This is a genomic window from Pseudomonas sp. Pdm06 (assembly GCF_014851795.1).
GTDB lineage: Bacteria > Pseudomonadota > Gammaproteobacteria > Pseudomonadales > Pseudomonadaceae > Aquipseudomonas > Aquipseudomonas fluorescens_AA.
Genome location: NZ_JACVAH010000007.1, coordinates 208,290 through 224,257 on the forward strand (window position 1 = coordinate 208,290; position 15,968 = coordinate 224,257).

The following is a 15,968-nucleotide window of genomic DNA, read 5'->3' on the forward strand; positions in this document are numbered from 1 at the left end:
ACGTATCGATGGTGAGTCCGACGACTCGCCTTAGGAGCACAGCATGACTAACAAAATCATCCTTGCACTCGAAGCAGAGCAGATGACCAAAGAAATCCCTACCTTTGCCCCAGGCGACACCATTGTCGTCCAGGTGAAAGTGAAGGAAGGCGACCGTTCCCGTCTGCAAGCGTTCGAAGGCGTCGTTATCGCCAAGCGTAACCGTGGCGTGAACAGTGCATTCACCGTTCGTAAAATCTCCAACGGTGTTGGCGTAGAGCGTACTTTCCAGACCTACAGCCCGCAAATCGACAGCATGGCTGTCAAGCGTCGCGGTGACGTACGTAAAGCCAAGCTGTACTACCTGCGTGACCTGTCGGGTAAAGCAGCTCGCATCAAGGAAAAACTGGCTTAAGTCCAGCTTCCGATGCAAAAAAAAGCAGCCTGCGGGCTGCTTTTTTGTTGCCTGCGATTTGCGCTTTGAGCACCCTGCATAGCTTCATTTTCCATTTCGATGCCGTGTGTGCCCGCATCCTTCAAGAGTTCTTATGCCAGCCATCGATCATCCGCTGATAGACCAGTTTCTCGACGCCCTGTGGCTGGAGAAGGGCCTGTCCGATAACACCCGCGATGCCTACCGCAGCGACCTGGCGTTGTTCAACGGCTGGTTGCAGGAAAATCACCTGGAACTGGTCAATGCCGGCCGGGAGTTGATCCTCGATCACTTGGCTTGGCGCCTGGAACAGAACTACAAACCCCGCTCGACCGCGCGGTTTCTCTCCGGTCTGCGTGGGTTTTATCGCTATTTGCTGCGGGAAAAGCTGATCGCGGTAGACCCGACCTTGCGTGTGGAAATGCCGCAATTGGGGCGTCCGCTGCCCAAGTCCCTGTCGGAAGCCGATGTCGAAGCGCTGCTGGCGGCACCCGATCTCAGCGAGGCCATTGGTCAGCGCGACCGGGCCATGTTGGAAGTCCTGTATGCCTGTGGCTTGCGCGTCACCGAGTTGATCAGCTTGACGTTGGAACAGGTCAACCTGCGCCAGGGCGTGCTGCGAGTGATGGGCAAGGGCAGCAAGGAGCGCCTGGTGCCGATGGGCGAGGAAGCGATTGTCTGGGTCGAGCGTTACATGCGCGATGCCCGTCATGAATTGCTGGGCGGGCGTCCCAGCGATGTGCTGTTCCCCAGCCTGCGCGGCGAGCAGATGACTCGCCAGACGTTCTGGCACCGCATCAAGCACCAGGCCAAGGTGGCCGGGATCGGCAAGTCCCTCTCGCCCCACACCTTGCGCCATGCCTTCGCCACGCACCTGCTCAATCACGGTGCCGACTTGCGGGTGGTGCAGATGCTGCTCGGCCATAGCGACTTGTCCACCACCCAGATCTACACCCATGTGGCCCGGGCGCGGTTGCAGGACTTGCATGCCAAGCATCATCCTCGTGGCTGAATGAAATCCCTGTGGGAGCAAGGCTTGCCCGCGATGGCCGCGCCGCGGTGTAACAACTGAACCGCGTTATCGTTCATCGCGGGCAAGCCTTGCTCCCACAAGCCCTCTCCCACAGAAAAGCCTCCACCGATGTCGTGCGTCAGCGGCATTCGGCCACGCCAGCCTTATGTGGTAGGCTTTGTCGGTTTGCACAGTGGGCGGTTGGAACCCGAATCTGCGGGTCGGCGTTTCCCGTCTCATTTGTTCGCCTCAGGAGTCCCCATGCGTTTGATCCAGATGTTCACCGCCGCCGCCATTGCGTTGGCCAGTACCTTTGCCATCGCCGACGACGCGGCCGACAAGGCTATCCGCAAAAGCCTGGAAAACCTTCAGCTCGAAGTGCCGATCGAAGCCATCTCGGCCAGCCCCATGGCCGGCCTGTATGAAGTCAAGCTCAAGGGCAGCCGCGTGCTGTACGCCAGCGCCGACGGCCAGTACATCGTCCAGGGCAACCTGTTCGAGCTCAAGGACGGCAAGCCGGTCAACCTCACCGAGATGACCGAGCGCCAGGGCATTTCCAAGTTGATCAACGGCATTCCGGTCGCTGAAACCGTGGTGTATCCGGCGATCGGCGAAACCAAGTCCCACATCACCGTGTTCACCGACACTACCTGTCCGTATTGCCACAAGCTGCACGCCGAAGTGCCGGAACTGAACAAGCGCGGCATCGAAGTGCGCTATGTGGCGTTCCCACGCCAGGGCCTGGGTTCGCCGGGCGATGAGCAGTTGCAGGCGGTCTGGTGCTCCAAGGACAAGAAAGCGGCCATGGACAAGATGGTCGATGGCAAGGAAATCAAGGCCGCCAAGTGCGAGAACCCGGTTTCCAAGCAGTTTGCGCTTGGACAGTCAATAGGCGTGAACGGTACGCCGGCGATTGTTTTGGCCGATGGTCAGGTAATTCCGGGCTACCAGCCAGCGCCACAAGTGGCCAAACTGGCCCTGGGCGCGAAATGATCATGTGCGGTGCGCTTTTGAAGATCACGGCTCGGCGAACACATTCGTCGGGCCGTTAAACACAGAGTCGCGTAGCTTCGCGGCTGTATTTCACGGCCGACCTTGCGTCGGCCGTTTCATGGGGAGTCAAGAGTGAATCCGGTCAAAGTAGGCATCTGTGGGTTAGGTACCGTCGGTGGCGGCACCTTCAACGTACTTCAGCGCAACGCCGAGGAAATTTCTCGTCGTGCCGGGCGTGGGATCGAAGTGGCACAAATTGCCATGCGCACGCCAAAGCCTCAGTTCCAGACGACCGGTATTGCGATTACCAACGATGTCTTCGAAGTGGCCACGAACCCTGAGATCGACATCGTCATAGAGCTGGTGGGCGGCTATACCGTTGCCCGCGAGTTGGTACTCAAGGCCATCGAGAATGGCAAGCATGTGGTCACCGCGAACAAGGCGCTTATCGCTGTTCACGGTAATGAGATTTTCGCCAAGGCCCGCGAGAAGGGCGTGATCGTGGCATTCGAAGCCGCCGTGGCCGGTGGTATCCCGGTGATCAAGGCGATCCGCGAAGGCCTGTCGGCCAACCGCATCAACTGGGTCGCCGGGATCATCAACGGCACCGGCAACTTCATCCTCACCGAGATGCGCGAGAAGGGTCGCACCTTCGAAGACGTGCTCGCCGAAGCCCAGGCCCTGGGCTACGCCGAGGCCGATCCGACGTTCGACGTGGAAGGCATCGACGCAGCGCACAAGCTGACGATCCTGGCGTCCATTGCGTTCGGCATTCCGTTGCAGTTCGACAAGGCCTACACCGAAGGCATCACCCAGCTGACCACCGCTGACGTGAACTACGCCGAAGCCTTGGGCTACCGCATCAAGCACCTGGGCGTGGCGCGCAGCACCGCCAGCGGCATCGAGCTGCGCGTGCACCCGACGCTGATCCCGGCCGATCGCCTGATCGCCAACGTCAACGGCGTGATGAACGCGGTGATGGTCAACGGCGACGCCTCTGGCTCGACGTTGTTCTACGGCGCCGGCGCGGGCATGGAACCGACGGCCTCTTCGGTCATTGCCGACTTGGTGGACGTGGTTCGCGCCATGACCTCGGACCCGGAAAACCGCGTGCCGCACCTGGCCTTCCAGCCGGATTCGCTGTCGGCGCACCCGATTCTTCCGATCGAGGCGTGCGAAAGCTCCTACTACCTGCGCATCCAGGCCAAGGACCATCCGGGCGTGCTGGCCCAAGTGGCGAGTATCCTTTCGGAGCGCGGCATCAACATCGAGTCGATCATGCAGAAGGAAGTCGAGGAACACGACGGCCTGGTGCCGATGATCCTGCTGACCCACCGGGTGGTCGAGCAGAGCATCAACGACGCGATTGCGGCGCTGGAAGCGCTCCAGGGTGTCGTTGGGCCGGTGGTCCGTATCCGCGTCGAACATTTGAATTAATTTAGCGGCAAGTTATAAGCTGCAAGCCGCAAGTAGAAGCCGAGCCGCTTTGACTTGTCGCTTGCAGCTTGACCTTGAAGCTCAAACCGAAGGTTTGCCAAAAAATGCGCTATATCAGCACCCGCGGCCAGGCACCGGCCCTGAATTTCGAAGATGTCCTCCTGGCCGGCCTGGCCACGGACGGCGGTCTCTATGTGCCGGAAAACCTGCCGCGCTTCACCCAGGAGGAAATCGCTTCCTGGGCCGGCCTGCCGTATCACGAGCTGGCGTTCCGGGTCATGCGCCCGTTCGTCACCGGCAGCATCCCGGACGCCGATTTCAAAAAGATCCTGGAAGAGACCTATGGCGTCTTTTCCCACAATGCCATCGCACCGCTGCGTCAGCTCAACGGTAACGAATGGGTCATGGAGCTGTTCCACGGCCCGACCCTGGCGTTCAAGGACTTCGCCCTGCAACTGCTCGGTCGCCTGCTGGATTACGTGCTGCAAAAGCGTGGCGAGCGCGTGGTGATCGTCGGTGCCACTTCTGGCGACACCGGTTCGGCGGCCATCGAAGGCTGCAAGCATTGCGAAAACGTCGACATTTTCATCCTCCACCCGCACAACCGCGTCTCGGAAGTGCAGCGTCGCCAGATGACGACGATTTTCGGCGACAACATCCACAACATCGCCATCGAAGGCAACTTCGATGACTGCCAGGAAATGGTCAAGGCCAGCTTCGCCGACCAGAGCTTCCTCAAGGGCACGCGGCTGGTGGCGGTGAACTCGATCAACTGGGCGCGGATCATGGTCCAGATCGTCTATTACTTCCACGCGGCCCTGCAATTGGGCGGTCCGGCCCGTTCCGTATCGTTCTCGGTGCCGACCGGCAACTTCGGCGATATCTTCGCCGGTTACCTGGCGCGCAATATGGGGCTGCCGATCAACCAATTGATCGTCGCCACCAACCGCAACGACATCCTGCACCGCTTCATGAGCGGCAACCAGTACGTCAAGGAAACCCTGCACGCCACGCTGTCGCCTTCGATGGACATCATGGTGTCGTCGAACTTCGAGCGCCTGCTGTTCGACCTGCACGGTCGCAACGGTGCGGCAATTGCCGGGCTGATGGACAGCTTCCGCCAGGGCGGCGGTTTCAGCGTCGAGCCTGAGCGCTGGACCGAAGCCCGCAAGTTGTTCGACTCCCTGGCCGTGGACGATGAGCAGACCTGCGAAACCATCGCCGAGGTGTTCGCGCAGAGCGGCGAACTGCTCGACCCGCACACGGCCATCGGCGTCAGGGCGGCCCGTGAATGCCGTCGCAGCCTGGACCTCCCGATGGTGATCCTGGGCACGGCTCACCCGGTCAAGTTCCCGGAAGCGGTGGAGAAAGCCGGTGTAGGAAAAGCGCTCGAACTGCCTGCGCATCTTTCTGATTTGTTTGAGCGAGATGAGCGTTGCACTGTGTTGCCCAACGACTTGAAAGCCGTGCAGGCCTTTGTCAGCCAGCATGGCAATCGCGGCAAGCCACTCTGACCGGGTAAACCTGTCACATTTTGAAGCCCGTCTCCTGACGGGCTTTCTTGTTTCTGCATGCCAAACTGGCCGGGTTTTCGCCCTTGGAGGGATGGGCGAGTCATCTCGAAGGAAATGCAGATGTCGTTTTTTATCAAAGGCAAACCAGCCCTGGGCTGGGTAATGGGGCTGGCCCTGATGTACTGGACGCAGGGAGGCAACGCGGCGCCGCTGGCGGCTTTCGAAACGCCATCGCCCAACCCTGGCGAACGGCTGGTGCTGGACGCGCAGGAGTTGAAGTGGATCAAGGAGAACCCCCGGGTCATCGTGGCCACGATGCAGTTTCCGTTGTACCTGTTCAAGAACGAACAGGGGCAGTGGAATGGGCTGAACCACGACGTTCTCCAGCGCATCGCGCACATGACCGGCCTTGAGTTCGTGCATCGGGAATCGTTCTCCCCGGGCGAGTTGCTGACAATGCTGGAGAATGGCGAAGCCGACATGACGACCCTGCTGGCGATGAATGAAGAACGTCGGGACTTCCTGAGTTTCAGCCATGCATTCGGTGGTTCCGGTTGGGTCTTCGTCGGCCGTGACGGGGAATCGTCCCTCCATTCGCTGGAGCAGCTCGAAGGGAAGGTCCTGGCACTGCCGGCACGGCATGCATTGGAGGCGGAAATCAGGCGCGATTACCCGGCGATCAAATTGCGCACGACCAAGACCTATGGCGAGGCGCGGGCATTGGTGGAGAGCCGGGAAGCCTATGCCACCATCGAAAATGAAACCGGGGTGCATCTCTATCCCGCCGGGCAGTTGCAGGTTGGCAGCGGCCTTGAGGGCAAGTGGGAACCGGACTACCTGGCAGTGCGCCAGGACCTGACCGTGCTGTTGAGTATCTTGAATAAAGCGCTGGAAGCCTTCCCCGCCGAGGACATGCGTGCACTGCGTTCGAAATGGATGGCCGGTGCGACGCCCGTCCAGGCGCCATCGATCTGGGAGCGGATGTCCCGCTGGGGTTACTGGTGTGTGACCGTGGTCGTGGTGTTTGGCCTCTTGTCCCTGCTGTGGAACCGCCGCCTGCAGATACAGATCGACCAACGCCTCAAGGCCGAAGCGGTCCTCAAGGACCAGTTGATGCTCCAGCGGGCCTTGATGGATGCCATTCCCGACCCGATTTTCATCTGTGATCTGGAAGGGCGCCTGATCATGTGCAACAAAAGCTATGAAGACCAGTTTGCGACCCGCTTCGAAAAACTGCGGGGCACGCGGCTTACCGACTCGGCATCATTCCCGCCGGCCACCGCCGAGCTGCTGCACGGGGAAGTGATGGAGCAATTGCGCACCGGCCAATCTCGATTCGTCGACCGGCAATTGATGTTCAGCGGCGGATTGCGGGAAATCTATCATTGGTCGGTGCCGTTCTATGGGGCTGATGGGCAACTGCGCGGCATTCTGGGCGGCTGGACCGATGTCGGGCGGCGGTGGCGTCGTTGCGACAGGGGCCTGTCTGAGCCGGCCGTCACCTCGTAACGGCTCTCGCAGAGCGCTGTTGTTTGCCTGTCATATTGGACGCGCATGCTCGGTTGAACAGGTTGAAGGCATGCCGGCTCGGTGCGCTGACGAACTTTCTGCTGCGGCCCACGGTCATTTACTGTGCACATGCAGTTGTTTCGGACTATTGAAGGGTGAGCGAATGGAAAGTATCAGCCTATTGCTGAATGAAGCCTTGAGCCCGTATCAGGTCTCGCTGACTCCCTCCGGCGCCAAGGGCGAATGCCGGGTGACGCTGAAGAATGCCAGCGGGGTCATCATGGTCGAGCGAGTGTTCAATCAGGCTCAATTGACCGACAAGCGTCAGTTGACGGACGTAGTCGATGGCCTGCATCGCGATGTGCTGATTGCCGAGGGGCGCCTGGAGCCCTGTGTGATTGCGGCGCTGCGCAATCTGGCGCGCGACAAGGTCATGGTCGCGGCGAATTGACTGGGCTTTTGTGGGAACCTTCCTACGCCTTGACCAGTCAGACCCTTTACCAGCAAGAGCGAGCATTGTGCTCCGGTGCTTGTCGCTTGTTGTACGGACCTTGAATGGTCACGTTTAACCCCGAGTCGTCTCCCCACTTCTCGGGGTTTCTTTTTGCCCGGCGTTTACGTTTTTTGGTGTGTTCTGTCGGGCGCTGGAAGCTTTTGTGGGAGCGAGCTTGCTCGCGATAGCGGAGTGTCAGTCGATATCGATGCGGCTGATCTGACGCTATCGCGAGCAAGCTCGCTCCCACAGTTTGATCTCCAGTGACTGCCTCCCTGCAGTGCCTCAAATGGCGCCGTCGCTGCGCAGTTTGGCGATCTGCTGTGGGTCGTAGCCCAGCTCACCGAGCACTTGTGCGTTGTGTTCACCCAGTGCCGGCCCGACCCATTCGCAGGTGCCCGGGGTGTCGGAGAGCTTCGGTACGATCCCCGGCATCTTGAACGCCTTGCCGTCCGGCAGCTTGGCCTGCAGAAACATCTCACGGGCGAGGAACTGCGGGTCGCTGAACATATCCTCGGCGCTGAAGATCCGACTGGCCGGCACCCCGGCCTGGTTCAGTTGGTCGATAACGCTATCGAGCGGCAGCGCGTTGACCCAGCGATCGATGACCCCGTACAGCTCGTCACGCCGGCTGTCACGGCCATCATTGCTGGCCAGTTGCGGGTCATTGGCCAGGTCGTCACGGCCGATGATCTGCATGAAACGCTTGAAGATCGCATCGCCGTTGGCGCCAATCTGCACGTGCTTGCCATCGGCGCTGGTGTGGATGGACGAGGGGGTGATGCCGGGCATGATATTGCCGGTGCGCTCGCGGATGAAACCGAACACGTCGAACTCCGGCACCATGCTTTCCATCATGGCGAAAATCGCCTCGTACAAGGCCACGTCCACCACTTGTCCGGTGCCGCCGTTGATCTCCCGGTGACGCAGGGCCATCAATGCGCCAATCACCCCCCAGAGGGCGGCGATGGAGTCGCCGATGGAAATCCCGGTGCGCACCGGTGGGCGGTCTTCGAACCCTGTGATGTAGCGCAGGCCGCCCATGGATTCGCCCACCGCGCCAAACCCCGGCTGGTCTTTCATCGGCCCGGTCTGGCCGAAGCCCGAAAGCCGCACCATCACCAGTTTCGGGTTCAGTGCATGCAGCACCTCCCAGCCCAGGCCGAGCTTCTCCAACACGCCGGGGCGAAAGTTTTCGATCAGGATGTCGGCCTCGCCGAGCAGTTTTTTCAGGATCGCCAGGCCTTCGGGGTGCTTGAGGTTCAAGGTCAGGGATTTCTTGTTGCGTGCCTGGACGAACCACCACAACGAGGTGCCTTCGTACAGCTTGCGCCACTTGCGCAGCGGATCACCGCCGTCGGGCGATTCGACCTTGATGACTTCGGCACCGAATTCGCCGCAGATGCGCGAGGCGAAGGGCCCGGCGATCAAGGTGCCAAGTTCTATGACTTTGACGCCGGCAAGGGGTTTGGCAGTAAGCGACATGACGGATCCTGTAGGACAAAGGCAGAACGAATAGAGCGTTTTATCATAGGCCAGGGCCGGTCGCCGCAGGTTGATGGTCGGCAATTCGTGGATTGCCCGCGTCATCGGTTAGACTTGCCGCCTTTCCTCGTATCAAGAAGCCCGTTCATGGCCCAGCCGTCCACGACCTACAAGTTTGAACTGAACCTCACCGACCTCGATCGCAATGTGTACGAGAATGTGAAGCAGACCATCGCCCGCCACCCTTCGGAAACCGAAGAGCGCATGACCGTGCGCCTGCTGGCCTACGCGTTCTGGTACAACGAGCTGCTGGCGTTTGGTCGTGGTCTGTCAGACGTCGATGAACCTGCGCTGTGGGAAAAAAGCCTGGATGACCGTGTGCTGCACTGGATCGAAGTCGGCCAGCCGGATGCCGATCGCCTGACCTGGTGCTCGCGCCGGACCGAGCGCACCAGCCTGCTGGCCTATGGCAGCCTGCGGGTGTGGGAAGGCAAGGTGATCCCGGCGGTCAAGAACCTGAAGAACGTCAACATCGCCGCCGTGCCCCAGGAAGTGCTCGAAACCCTGGCCCAGGACATGCCCCGGGTGATCAAGTGGGATGTGATGATCAGCGAGGGCACGATTTTCGTGACCGACGACCGTGGCCAGCATGAAGTCCAGCTGCAATGGTTGCTGGGCGAGCGCGGTTGATCCGCCCCGGCATCAAGTGAACTCATTGTGGGAGCGGGCTTGCTCGCGAATACGGTAGATCGGTTTGCATTTATGTTGAATGTGCCGCCGCTTTCGCGAGCAAGCCCGCTCCCACACAAGCTCCCTGCCAGAATTTTCACGATTATCCAGAGAAATGTCGTCACCCCATGCGCATAGAACCCCGCCAACTGCCCGACACCCTGCCATTTCTCGGTGACCTGCCGCCCCTGTTGACGCGCCTGTACGCGGCACGCGGCGTACAGTCCGAGGCTGAACTGGACAAGAGCCTGGCGCGCCTGATTCCCTTTCAGCAGCTCAAGGGGATCGACGCCGCGGTGGATCTGTTGGTGACCGCGTTGGAGCAGCGTCAGCGCATCCTGATCGTGGGTGACTTCGATGCCGATGGCGCGACCGCCAGCACCGTGGGGATGCTGGGGTTGCGCCTGCTCGGTGCAGCCCATGTCGATTACCTGGTGCCCAATCGCTTCGAATATGGCTACGGGCTGACCCCGGAAATCGTCGACGTCGCCCTGACCCGCGAACCGCAGTTGCTGATCACCGTGGATAATGGCATCTCCAGCGTGGAAGGCGTGGCGGCGGCGAAAGCGGCGGGGCTCCAGGTGCTGGTCACTGACCACCACTTGCCTGGCCTCGAATTGCCGGCGGCCGATGCCATTGTCAATCCGAACCAGCCGGGTTGCGAATTCCCGAGCAAGGCCCTGGCCGGTGTCGGGGTGATTTTTTATGTGCTGATGGCCCTGCGGGCGCGTCTGCGCAGCCTGGGGTGGTATGCCAGCACCCCCCAGCCGAACATCGGCGAATTGCTCGACCTGGTGGCCCTGGGCAGCGTGGCCGACGTGGTGCCCCTGGACGCGAATAACCGGATCCTGGTGCACCAGGGCCTGGAACGGATTCGCGCCGGGCGGGCCCGGCCCGGCATCAAGGCGATCCTGGAAGTGGCCAAGCGCGACGCTTCACGGATTACCTCCACCGACCTCGGATTTATCCTCGGGCCGCGTCTGAATGCGGCAGGGCGCCTGGACGATATGAGCCTGGGCATCGAATGCCTGCTCACCGACGATCCGGCCCTGGCGCGGGAGATGGCGGCGCAACTGGACGGCATGAACCAGGACCGCAAGTCCATCGAGCAGGGCATGCAGCGTGAAGCCCTGGCTCAGCTCAAGGACCTGCCGGTGGAGTCGATGCCATTCGGTTTGTGCCTGTTCGACCCACAGTGGCACCAAGGGGTCATCGGCATTCTCGCCTCGCGGATGAAAGAGCGCTATTTCCGCCCGACCCTCGCCTTTGCCGATGCCGGGGACGGTTTGCTCAAGGGCTCGGGGCGCTCGGTACCGGGCTTTCACATTCGCGATGCGCTGAGCGTGGTGGCGGCGCAGCATCCGACCCTGATCAGCAAGTACGGCGGTCACGCCATGGCGGCGGGGCTGACGTTGCCGGAAGCGAATTTTCCGTTGTTCGCCGAAGCGTTCGACGCGGAAGTGCGCCGGCAATTGCGCGAAGAAGACCTGACCGGCCGGTTGTTGTCGGATGGCACCCTGGCGGTGGAGGAGTTCCACCTCGAACTGGCCCGGGCATTGCGCCATGCCGGTCCCTGGGGCCAGCATTTCCCGGAACCGATGTTCCATGGGGTGTTCCAGTTGGTCGAACAACGCGTGGTGGGCGAACGGCACCTGAAGGTCATTCTCAAGAGCGAGTGCGGCTCGGTGAAGCTCGACGGCATCGCCTTCGGCATCGACCGCGAGATCTGGCCAAACCCTACCGTGCGCTGGGTGGAACTGGCCTACAAGCTCGACCTCAACGAGTTCCGCGGCCAGGAAACGGTGCAGTTGATGATTGCCCATATCGAACCGCGGTAGGCACAAATGCTATCGATCAAGTGATGATGTGTGGCGAGGGGATTTATCCCCGCTGGGCTGCGCAGCAGCCCCCAAAATATCCCAGCCCCGAATTTCTTCAGCCAAACGGCATTGGCCGGGTTCACGGCTGCTTCGCAGCCGAACGGGGATAAATCCCCTCGCCACAAAGTCATAGGCCCGATCGAGAGTAATCTGGTCACACCGTCGGTTTTTAAGTTCTGAACCCTCCCGCCTCCCGGGTTGTCGACTAGGCTCTAAGCACTGCTTGATAGCCCTTGTGACGTATTGTCGAATTTTTTGCCCGCGGGGGCGGGTGTTGCACCTTCTTGTCACTCGTCGACTTTTCAAACAGAACCCTGGAGCCTGCCCACTGATTCGAGAGGTGCCCCATGAGTCTGCTGCTGGAACCCTATACCCTTCGCCAATTGACCCTGCCCAATCGCATCGCGGTATCGCCGATGTGCCAGTATTCGAGCACCGATGGCCTGGCCAACGATTGGCACCTGGTGCACTTGGGTAGCCGCGCCGTGGGCGGTGCCGGCCTGGTGTTCACCGAAGCCACCGCCGTGACCGCCGACGGTCGTATCACCGCCCAGGATCTGGGGCTGTGGAACGATGAACAGATCGAACCCTTGCAACGCATCACCCGGTTCATCACCGCCCAAGGCGCCGTGCCGGGCATACAGCTGGCCCATGCCGGGCGCAAGGCCAGCACCTGGCGACCTTGGCTGGGCAAGCATGGCAGCGTCAAACCGGCGGATGGCGGCTGGGTGCCGGTCGGTCCGTCGCCGATTGCCTTCGACCCGCAACACACCCAGCCGGTGCAGTTGGACGAAGGACAGATCGCCGGGGTGATCCAGGCCTTCGTGGATTCGGCCAAGCGCGCCCTCACGGCCGGTTTCAAGGTGGTCGAGGTCCACGCGGCCCATGGTTATCTGCTGCATCAGTTCCTGTCGCCCTTGAGCAATCAGCGGCGCGATCAATACGGCGGCTCGTTCGAGAACCGCATCCGCCTGGTGCTGCAAGTCACCGAAGCGATCCGGGCCGTATGGCCGCAAGAGCTGCCGGTGTTCGTTCGCGTCTCCGCCACCGATTGGGTCGAGGACGGTTGGAACCCGGATGAAACCGTGGAGCTGGCGCGGCGCTTCAGGGCGCTGGGGGTGGACCTGATCGATGTGTCATCGGGCGGCACGGCCGCCAATGCGGAAATCCCCACCGGCCCGGGTTACCAGACACGCTTCGCCGAGCGGGTGCGCAAGGAGTCGGAAATCGCCACCGGCACCGTCGGCATGATCACCGAACCGGCCCAGGCCGAACACATCCTGCGCACCTGCCAGGCCGACATCATTTTCCTGGCCCGCGAATTGTTGCGCGATCCGTACTGGGCCCTGCATGCCGATGATGACCTGGGCGGCCGCAAGGCCACGTGGCCGGCGCAGTACCAGCGGGCCACGCATCGGGACCAGCCGATTCATGAGTCGGATTTGCGCGATTGAGTGCCCGATAAAACAAAAAGCCCCGGTCGTCATTGGCCGGGGCTTTTTCATATCTGAAATCGCTGGTGCTTGTGCTGCCGTCTTCGCGAGCAAGCCCGCTCCCACAGGGTAGAACATCAATCTACTGTGGGAGCGAGCTTGCTCGCGATAGGGCCAGCCCAGGCATCCGATCACTATCAGGGGTACTTGCGCTTATCCGGTGCCGGCGGGAAGTACTGGTACAACCAGGTCTCGCTCAAGGTGCGGTCCTTGGTGCGAATGAACAGGCGCATCTGCACCGGGTCCACCCGGTCGTCGGTCGGGTACCAGTCGAAGGTAATGCGGTAGCCCTTGATCGCATCCAGCACCAACACATTGAAGTCCTTCACTTCGCCGTGGGAGCAGGTCACCACCGGTTCGATGCCGGTGCCCGGCGGCAGTTGGTCGAGGCCGCCGCCGCTGAAGTCCACGGCGAAACGACGTGCCCAGACGGTCGGGTAATGCTCGCCCGGTGCCCAGCCTTCGATGAACCCGCCCATGCCTGAACGAGTGGCGTCGACGTGGGCCAGGTCGGTGCTGACCGGCGGCAGCGCGCTCCAGTAGAGCTTGTAGCCATAGTTCAGCGAATCACCGGCGGCCACCGGTTTTTTCGGCGTCCAGAACGCGACGATGTTGTCCAGGGTCTCTCCGGTGGTAGGAATTTCCAGCAAGTCCACCGAGCCTTCGCCCCATGCCGTCGTCGGTTCGACCCACAGGCTTGGGCGCTTGCTGTACCAGTCCACGGTGTCTTGGTAGCTGGCAAAGTCGTGGTCGGTCTGCACCAGGCCGAAACCTTTCGGGTTGTTGTCGGCGAAGGCATTGAATTGCAGGGTGGCAGGGTTGTTCAACGGACGGCAGACCCACTCACCATTGCCGCGCCACATGGCCAGCCGGTCGGAGTCGTGGATTTGCGGGTGAATGGTGTCGCACATGCGCCGTTCGACGGTGCCGCAGCTGAACATGCTGGTCATGGGGGCGATACCCAGTTGTTCGATGGCGGTACGGGCATTGATATGCGCATCGATTTCCATCACCACCCGGGTCGGCTGGCAATCGATGTCGAACCGATAGGCGCCGGTGGCGCTGGGGGAGTCGAGCAGGGCGTAGACCACGAAGCGGGTGCTGTTCTTGTCCGGGGTTTCGAACCAGAACTTGGTGAAGTCCGGGAATTCCTCACGCTTCTTGGCATAGGTGTCGATGGCCAAGCCGCGAGCCGACAGCCCGTACTGGCCGCTGGCATCCACGGCGCGGAAATAGCTGGCCCCCAGGAACGAAACGATGTCGTGTCGATCCAGCTCCGGCGCCTTGAAGACACGAAAGCCGGCGAAGCCCAGGTCACCCGTCAGTTGCGAGGTGTTGACCGTGGTTTTCTCATAGTTGAACAGTTCCGGACGGAAGTGCACCTCACGGGCCATGCGCGTCTTCGGGTCGACACTGTACATGCGTACCGGCTGCTTGAAGCCCATGCCGACATGGAAGAACTGTGCATCCAGTTGTCGTCCTTCCAGGTCATTCCATAACGAGTGATTGACGTCGTATTGGATGGCGTTGAACTGCAGCGGCGACATTTGCGCCAGGGTGGGTGGCAGGACTTGCTTGGTGTCGACGTAGCGGCTCTCGGCCAGCCGCCGGGCCTGATCCTTCAAACCGTTGAAATCGAAGGGACGGGCTTCGCCGTCGGCAGTCTGATCGGCGGCCCAGGCGCGTGCGGCCATGAGCCCGGAGGCCGACAGCCCGGTGTAGGCGGCGAAGGCCATGGAGGCCTTGAGCAGATTCCTGCGGTGCATAAATACAACCTTTCTCGAAACAATCCCGCGCCGATCCTGGCGACAGAGATTGGTAAATGAGTTCGGACATGCCTTTGGCCAAACGCGACGAACGTTAGAACAGATGCCTGAGAGCTGGATCGGTTCACCGAGGCGCAAAATCATAGGGGAAATACGGGTTTTGAGAGAAAGGAAAGCGTGGCTTGGTCAAATTTTCTTACAGTTATTTCTTTTTTTATGTCGATTCCAACTTTTTTTGACTAATTACTCTAAAACTCCCTTTTCACGCTTTGAATCCTCCCTATTCTTTAGCGTGATAGACGATCTAACCCGGGTTCAGACGGCGCTATCAGGTCAACCTCGACGTAAAGAAGGACAACTCATGACAAAAATACAGGGCATTACCGAAATGCTGGGGATCTTTCCAGGCCTGACCAACCCGCGCAGGACACGCCGGCTCAGCCTTGAGGAATTGAGACTGGTGGAGCGCTATCGGGAGTTGTCGGAAAACGACCGCATCGCCATGCGCTATCTGGTGGATGCGATGAGGAGTGTTTCGCGGTTTTGAAGCGTGGCGCAGGTGAGCGGTCGGGGCAGGCGCGCCGGCCGACATCACTCCACCGACCAGTCCTGGGGACGTTCGGTGCGCTGGTGCAGTATCCGCAGGACTTGCAGTTGTCCCTGCTCGAGCCGGTACGGGGCAACGAACGGGTAGCGTGTCAGCACCAGCTCTCGAATATCGGGAACGACCGAAGGACGGCCCGAGCCGGGAAAGCGTTGCAGTTGGCGCAATGTCTCCAGGATGGCGAGGATGACCTCATCGGCGCCTTCTGCGCCGATAGCGCTTTGGTAATGTTCGTGGATCGAGTCGAGGTCACTCTGTGCTTTGTCGGTCAGTACGATGCTCGGCACGCTTTGCCCACTTAGCCTTCACGGCGTCCAGATCGGTCAGGTTTCCAGCGTCGGCATCGGCCATGCCTTCGCTGATGGCTTGCAGATGCCAGGATTCGGCTTCCACATATCGAACCAGTGCACGCTTGAGGTGATATTGGCGGTCGCGGTCGGTGGCGGCAGCCAGCAAGTCCAGCTGTTGGGCCAGACCTTCTTCCACACGAAAGGACAAAACGGGCGAGGCCATGGCTGATCTCCAAAGTGTATACGTTGTAGACACCCTAGGTGCTACCAGGATTTCCGTCAACCGGCGGGCGTGCACCGATCGACGAAAACCTTAGCAGGACGAACGCCGGGCAGGCGCGAGCATGTGTT

The 15,968-nt window shown here is 60.8% G+C and carries 15 protein-coding genes; 11 read left to right on the forward strand and 4 right to left on the reverse strand.

The window, feature by feature from the left end; all coding sequences use genetic code 11:
- Window positions 1–43 precede the first annotated feature (43 nt).
- From rplS to IB266_RS13995, 7 genes are all read left to right on the forward strand, one after another.
- Entirely contained in the window at window positions 44–394 is a 351-nt protein-coding gene (gene rplS / locus IB266_RS13965) for a 50S ribosomal protein L19 (RefSeq protein ID WP_003175895.1), read from the forward strand.
- A 133-nt stretch (window positions 395–527) separates the two neighbouring features.
- Window positions 528–1,424, forward strand: coding sequence for a site-specific tyrosine recombinase XerD (xerD, locus tag IB266_RS13970; protein ID WP_103307910.1), 897 nt, complete (start codon window positions 528–530; stop codon window positions 1,422–1,424).
- A 261-nt stretch (window positions 1,425–1,685) separates the two neighbouring features.
- Complete coding sequence (locus IB266_RS13975; RefSeq protein ID WP_092165745.1) at window positions 1,686–2,417, forward strand: DsbC family protein; 732 nt, start codon at window positions 1,686–1,688, stop codon at window positions 2,415–2,417.
- 132 nt (window positions 2,418–2,549) lie between these two features.
- Window positions 2,550–3,854, forward strand: a complete 1,305-nt coding sequence (locus IB266_RS13980; protein ID WP_060739055.1) for a homoserine dehydrogenase — start codon at window positions 2,550–2,552, stop codon at window positions 3,852–3,854.
- Window positions 3,855–3,958: 104 nt separating this feature from the next.
- Window positions 3,959–5,368, forward strand: coding sequence for a threonine synthase (thrC, locus tag IB266_RS13985; protein WP_192261541.1), 1,410 nt, complete (start codon window positions 3,959–3,961; stop codon window positions 5,366–5,368).
- A gap of 120 nt (window positions 5,369–5,488) precedes the next feature.
- A complete protein-coding gene (locus IB266_RS13990; RefSeq protein ID WP_192261542.1) occupies window positions 5,489–6,877 on the forward strand; it encodes a transporter substrate-binding domain-containing protein in 1,389 nt (462 codons plus the stop codon).
- Between the two features lie 163 nt (window positions 6,878–7,040).
- Window positions 7,041–7,328 carry a DUF3509 domain-containing protein gene (locus IB266_RS13995; RefSeq protein WP_060739052.1) on the forward strand — a complete coding sequence of 96 codons (288 nt, stop codon included), beginning with the start codon at window positions 7,041–7,043 and terminating at the stop codon, window positions 7,326–7,328.
- Window positions 7,329–7,655: 327 nt separating this feature from the next.
- Here the strand turns inward: IB266_RS13995 and IB266_RS14000 are convergent, their stop codons facing one another.
- Complete coding sequence (locus IB266_RS14000) at window positions 7,656–8,855, reverse strand: CaiB/BaiF CoA transferase family protein (protein ID WP_092165749.1); 1,200 nt, start codon at window positions 8,853–8,855, stop codon at window positions 7,656–7,658.
- A gap of 147 nt (window positions 8,856–9,002) precedes the next feature.
- Between IB266_RS14000 and IB266_RS14005 the strand changes: the two genes are divergently transcribed.
- The 3 genes from IB266_RS14005 to IB266_RS14015 all read left to right on the forward strand — a co-directional run bounded on the left by IB266_RS14005 (window position 9,003) and on the right by IB266_RS14015 (window position 12,918).
- On the forward strand, window positions 9,003–9,545 hold the full coding sequence (locus tag IB266_RS14005) for a YaeQ family protein (protein ID WP_003198109.1): 543 nt from the start codon (window positions 9,003–9,005) through the stop codon (window positions 9,543–9,545).
- A gap of 167 nt (window positions 9,546–9,712) precedes the next feature.
- Entirely contained in the window at window positions 9,713–11,422 is a 1,710-nt protein-coding gene (gene recJ / locus IB266_RS14010) for a single-stranded-DNA-specific exonuclease RecJ (RefSeq protein WP_192261543.1), read from the forward strand.
- A 389-nt stretch (window positions 11,423–11,811) separates the two neighbouring features.
- A complete protein-coding gene (locus IB266_RS14015) occupies window positions 11,812–12,918 on the forward strand; it encodes an NADH:flavin oxidoreductase/NADH oxidase (protein WP_060739048.1) in 1,107 nt (368 codons plus the stop codon).
- Between the two features lie 176 nt (window positions 12,919–13,094).
- On the opposite strand, the gene IB266_RS14020 is transcribed toward IB266_RS14015, so the two are convergent.
- The gene (locus IB266_RS14020; protein WP_060739047.1) at window positions 13,095–14,723 is read right to left on the reverse strand and encodes a glucan biosynthesis protein D; all 1,629 of its coding nucleotides are present in this window, start codon (window positions 14,721–14,723) and stop codon (window positions 13,095–13,097) included.
- A gap of 361 nt (window positions 14,724–15,084) precedes the next feature.
- Between IB266_RS14020 and IB266_RS14025 the strand changes: the two genes are divergently transcribed.
- Window positions 15,085–15,270 (forward strand): hypothetical protein, encoded by a 186-nt coding sequence (locus IB266_RS14025; protein ID WP_003198116.1) that lies wholly within the window; start codon window positions 15,085–15,087, stop codon window positions 15,268–15,270.
- A gap of 44 nt (window positions 15,271–15,314) precedes the next feature.
- Here the strand turns inward: IB266_RS14025 and IB266_RS14030 are convergent, their stop codons facing one another.
- Together IB266_RS14030 and IB266_RS14035 are read right to left on the reverse strand one after the other, a co-directional pair.
- The gene (locus IB266_RS14030; RefSeq protein WP_063322817.1) at window positions 15,315–15,614 is read right to left on the reverse strand and encodes a type II toxin-antitoxin system RelE/ParE family toxin; all 300 of its coding nucleotides are present in this window, start codon (window positions 15,612–15,614) and stop codon (window positions 15,315–15,317) included.
- Window positions 15,577–15,840 (reverse strand): CopG family ribbon-helix-helix protein, encoded by a 264-nt coding sequence (locus IB266_RS14035; RefSeq protein WP_063322816.1) that lies wholly within the window; start codon window positions 15,838–15,840, stop codon window positions 15,577–15,579. Before IB266_RS14035 ends, IB266_RS14030 begins: the two co-directional genes overlap by 38 nt.
- Window positions 15,841–15,968 lie beyond the last annotated feature (128 nt).

What these genes read in the sequence shown, in the direction of transcription:
- IB266_RS14020 (WP_060739047.1), bottom strand. Translation starts at nt 14,723, where the DNA reads ATGCACCGCAGGAATCTGCTCAAGGCCTCCATGGCCTTCGCCGCCTAC.
- IB266_RS14025 (WP_003198116.1), top strand. Translation starts at nt 15,085, where the DNA reads ATGACAAAAATACAGGGCATTACCGAAATGCTGGGGATCTTTCCAGGC.
- IB266_RS14035 (WP_063322816.1), bottom strand. Translation starts at nt 15,840, where the DNA reads ATGGCCTCGCCCGTTTTGTCCTTTCGTGTGGAAGAAGGTCTGGCCCAA.
- IB266_RS13990 (WP_192261542.1), top strand. Translation starts at nt 5,489, where the DNA reads ATGTCGTTTTTTATCAAAGGCAAACCAGCCCTGGGCTGGGTAATGGGG.
- IB266_RS14000 (WP_092165749.1), bottom strand. Translation starts at nt 8,855, where the DNA reads ATGTCGCTTACTGCCAAACCCCTTGCCGGCGTCAAAGTCATAGAACTT.
- IB266_RS13995 (WP_060739052.1), top strand. Translation starts at nt 7,041, where the DNA reads ATGGAAAGTATCAGCCTATTGCTGAATGAAGCCTTGAGCCCGTATCAG.
- IB266_RS14015 (WP_060739048.1), top strand. Translation starts at nt 11,812, where the DNA reads ATGAGTCTGCTGCTGGAACCCTATACCCTTCGCCAATTGACCCTGCCC.
- IB266_RS13975 (WP_092165745.1), top strand. Translation starts at nt 1,686, where the DNA reads ATGCGTTTGATCCAGATGTTCACCGCCGCCGCCATTGCGTTGGCCAGT.
- rplS (WP_003175895.1), top strand. Translation starts at nt 44, where the DNA reads ATGACTAACAAAATCATCCTTGCACTCGAAGCAGAGCAGATGACCAAA.
- recJ (WP_192261543.1), top strand. Translation starts at nt 9,713, where the DNA reads ATGCGCATAGAACCCCGCCAACTGCCCGACACCCTGCCATTTCTCGGT.
- thrC (WP_192261541.1), top strand. Translation starts at nt 3,959, where the DNA reads ATGCGCTATATCAGCACCCGCGGCCAGGCACCGGCCCTGAATTTCGAA.
- xerD (WP_103307910.1), top strand. Translation starts at nt 528, where the DNA reads ATGCCAGCCATCGATCATCCGCTGATAGACCAGTTTCTCGACGCCCTG.
- IB266_RS14005 (WP_003198109.1), top strand. Translation starts at nt 9,003, where the DNA reads ATGGCCCAGCCGTCCACGACCTACAAGTTTGAACTGAACCTCACCGAC.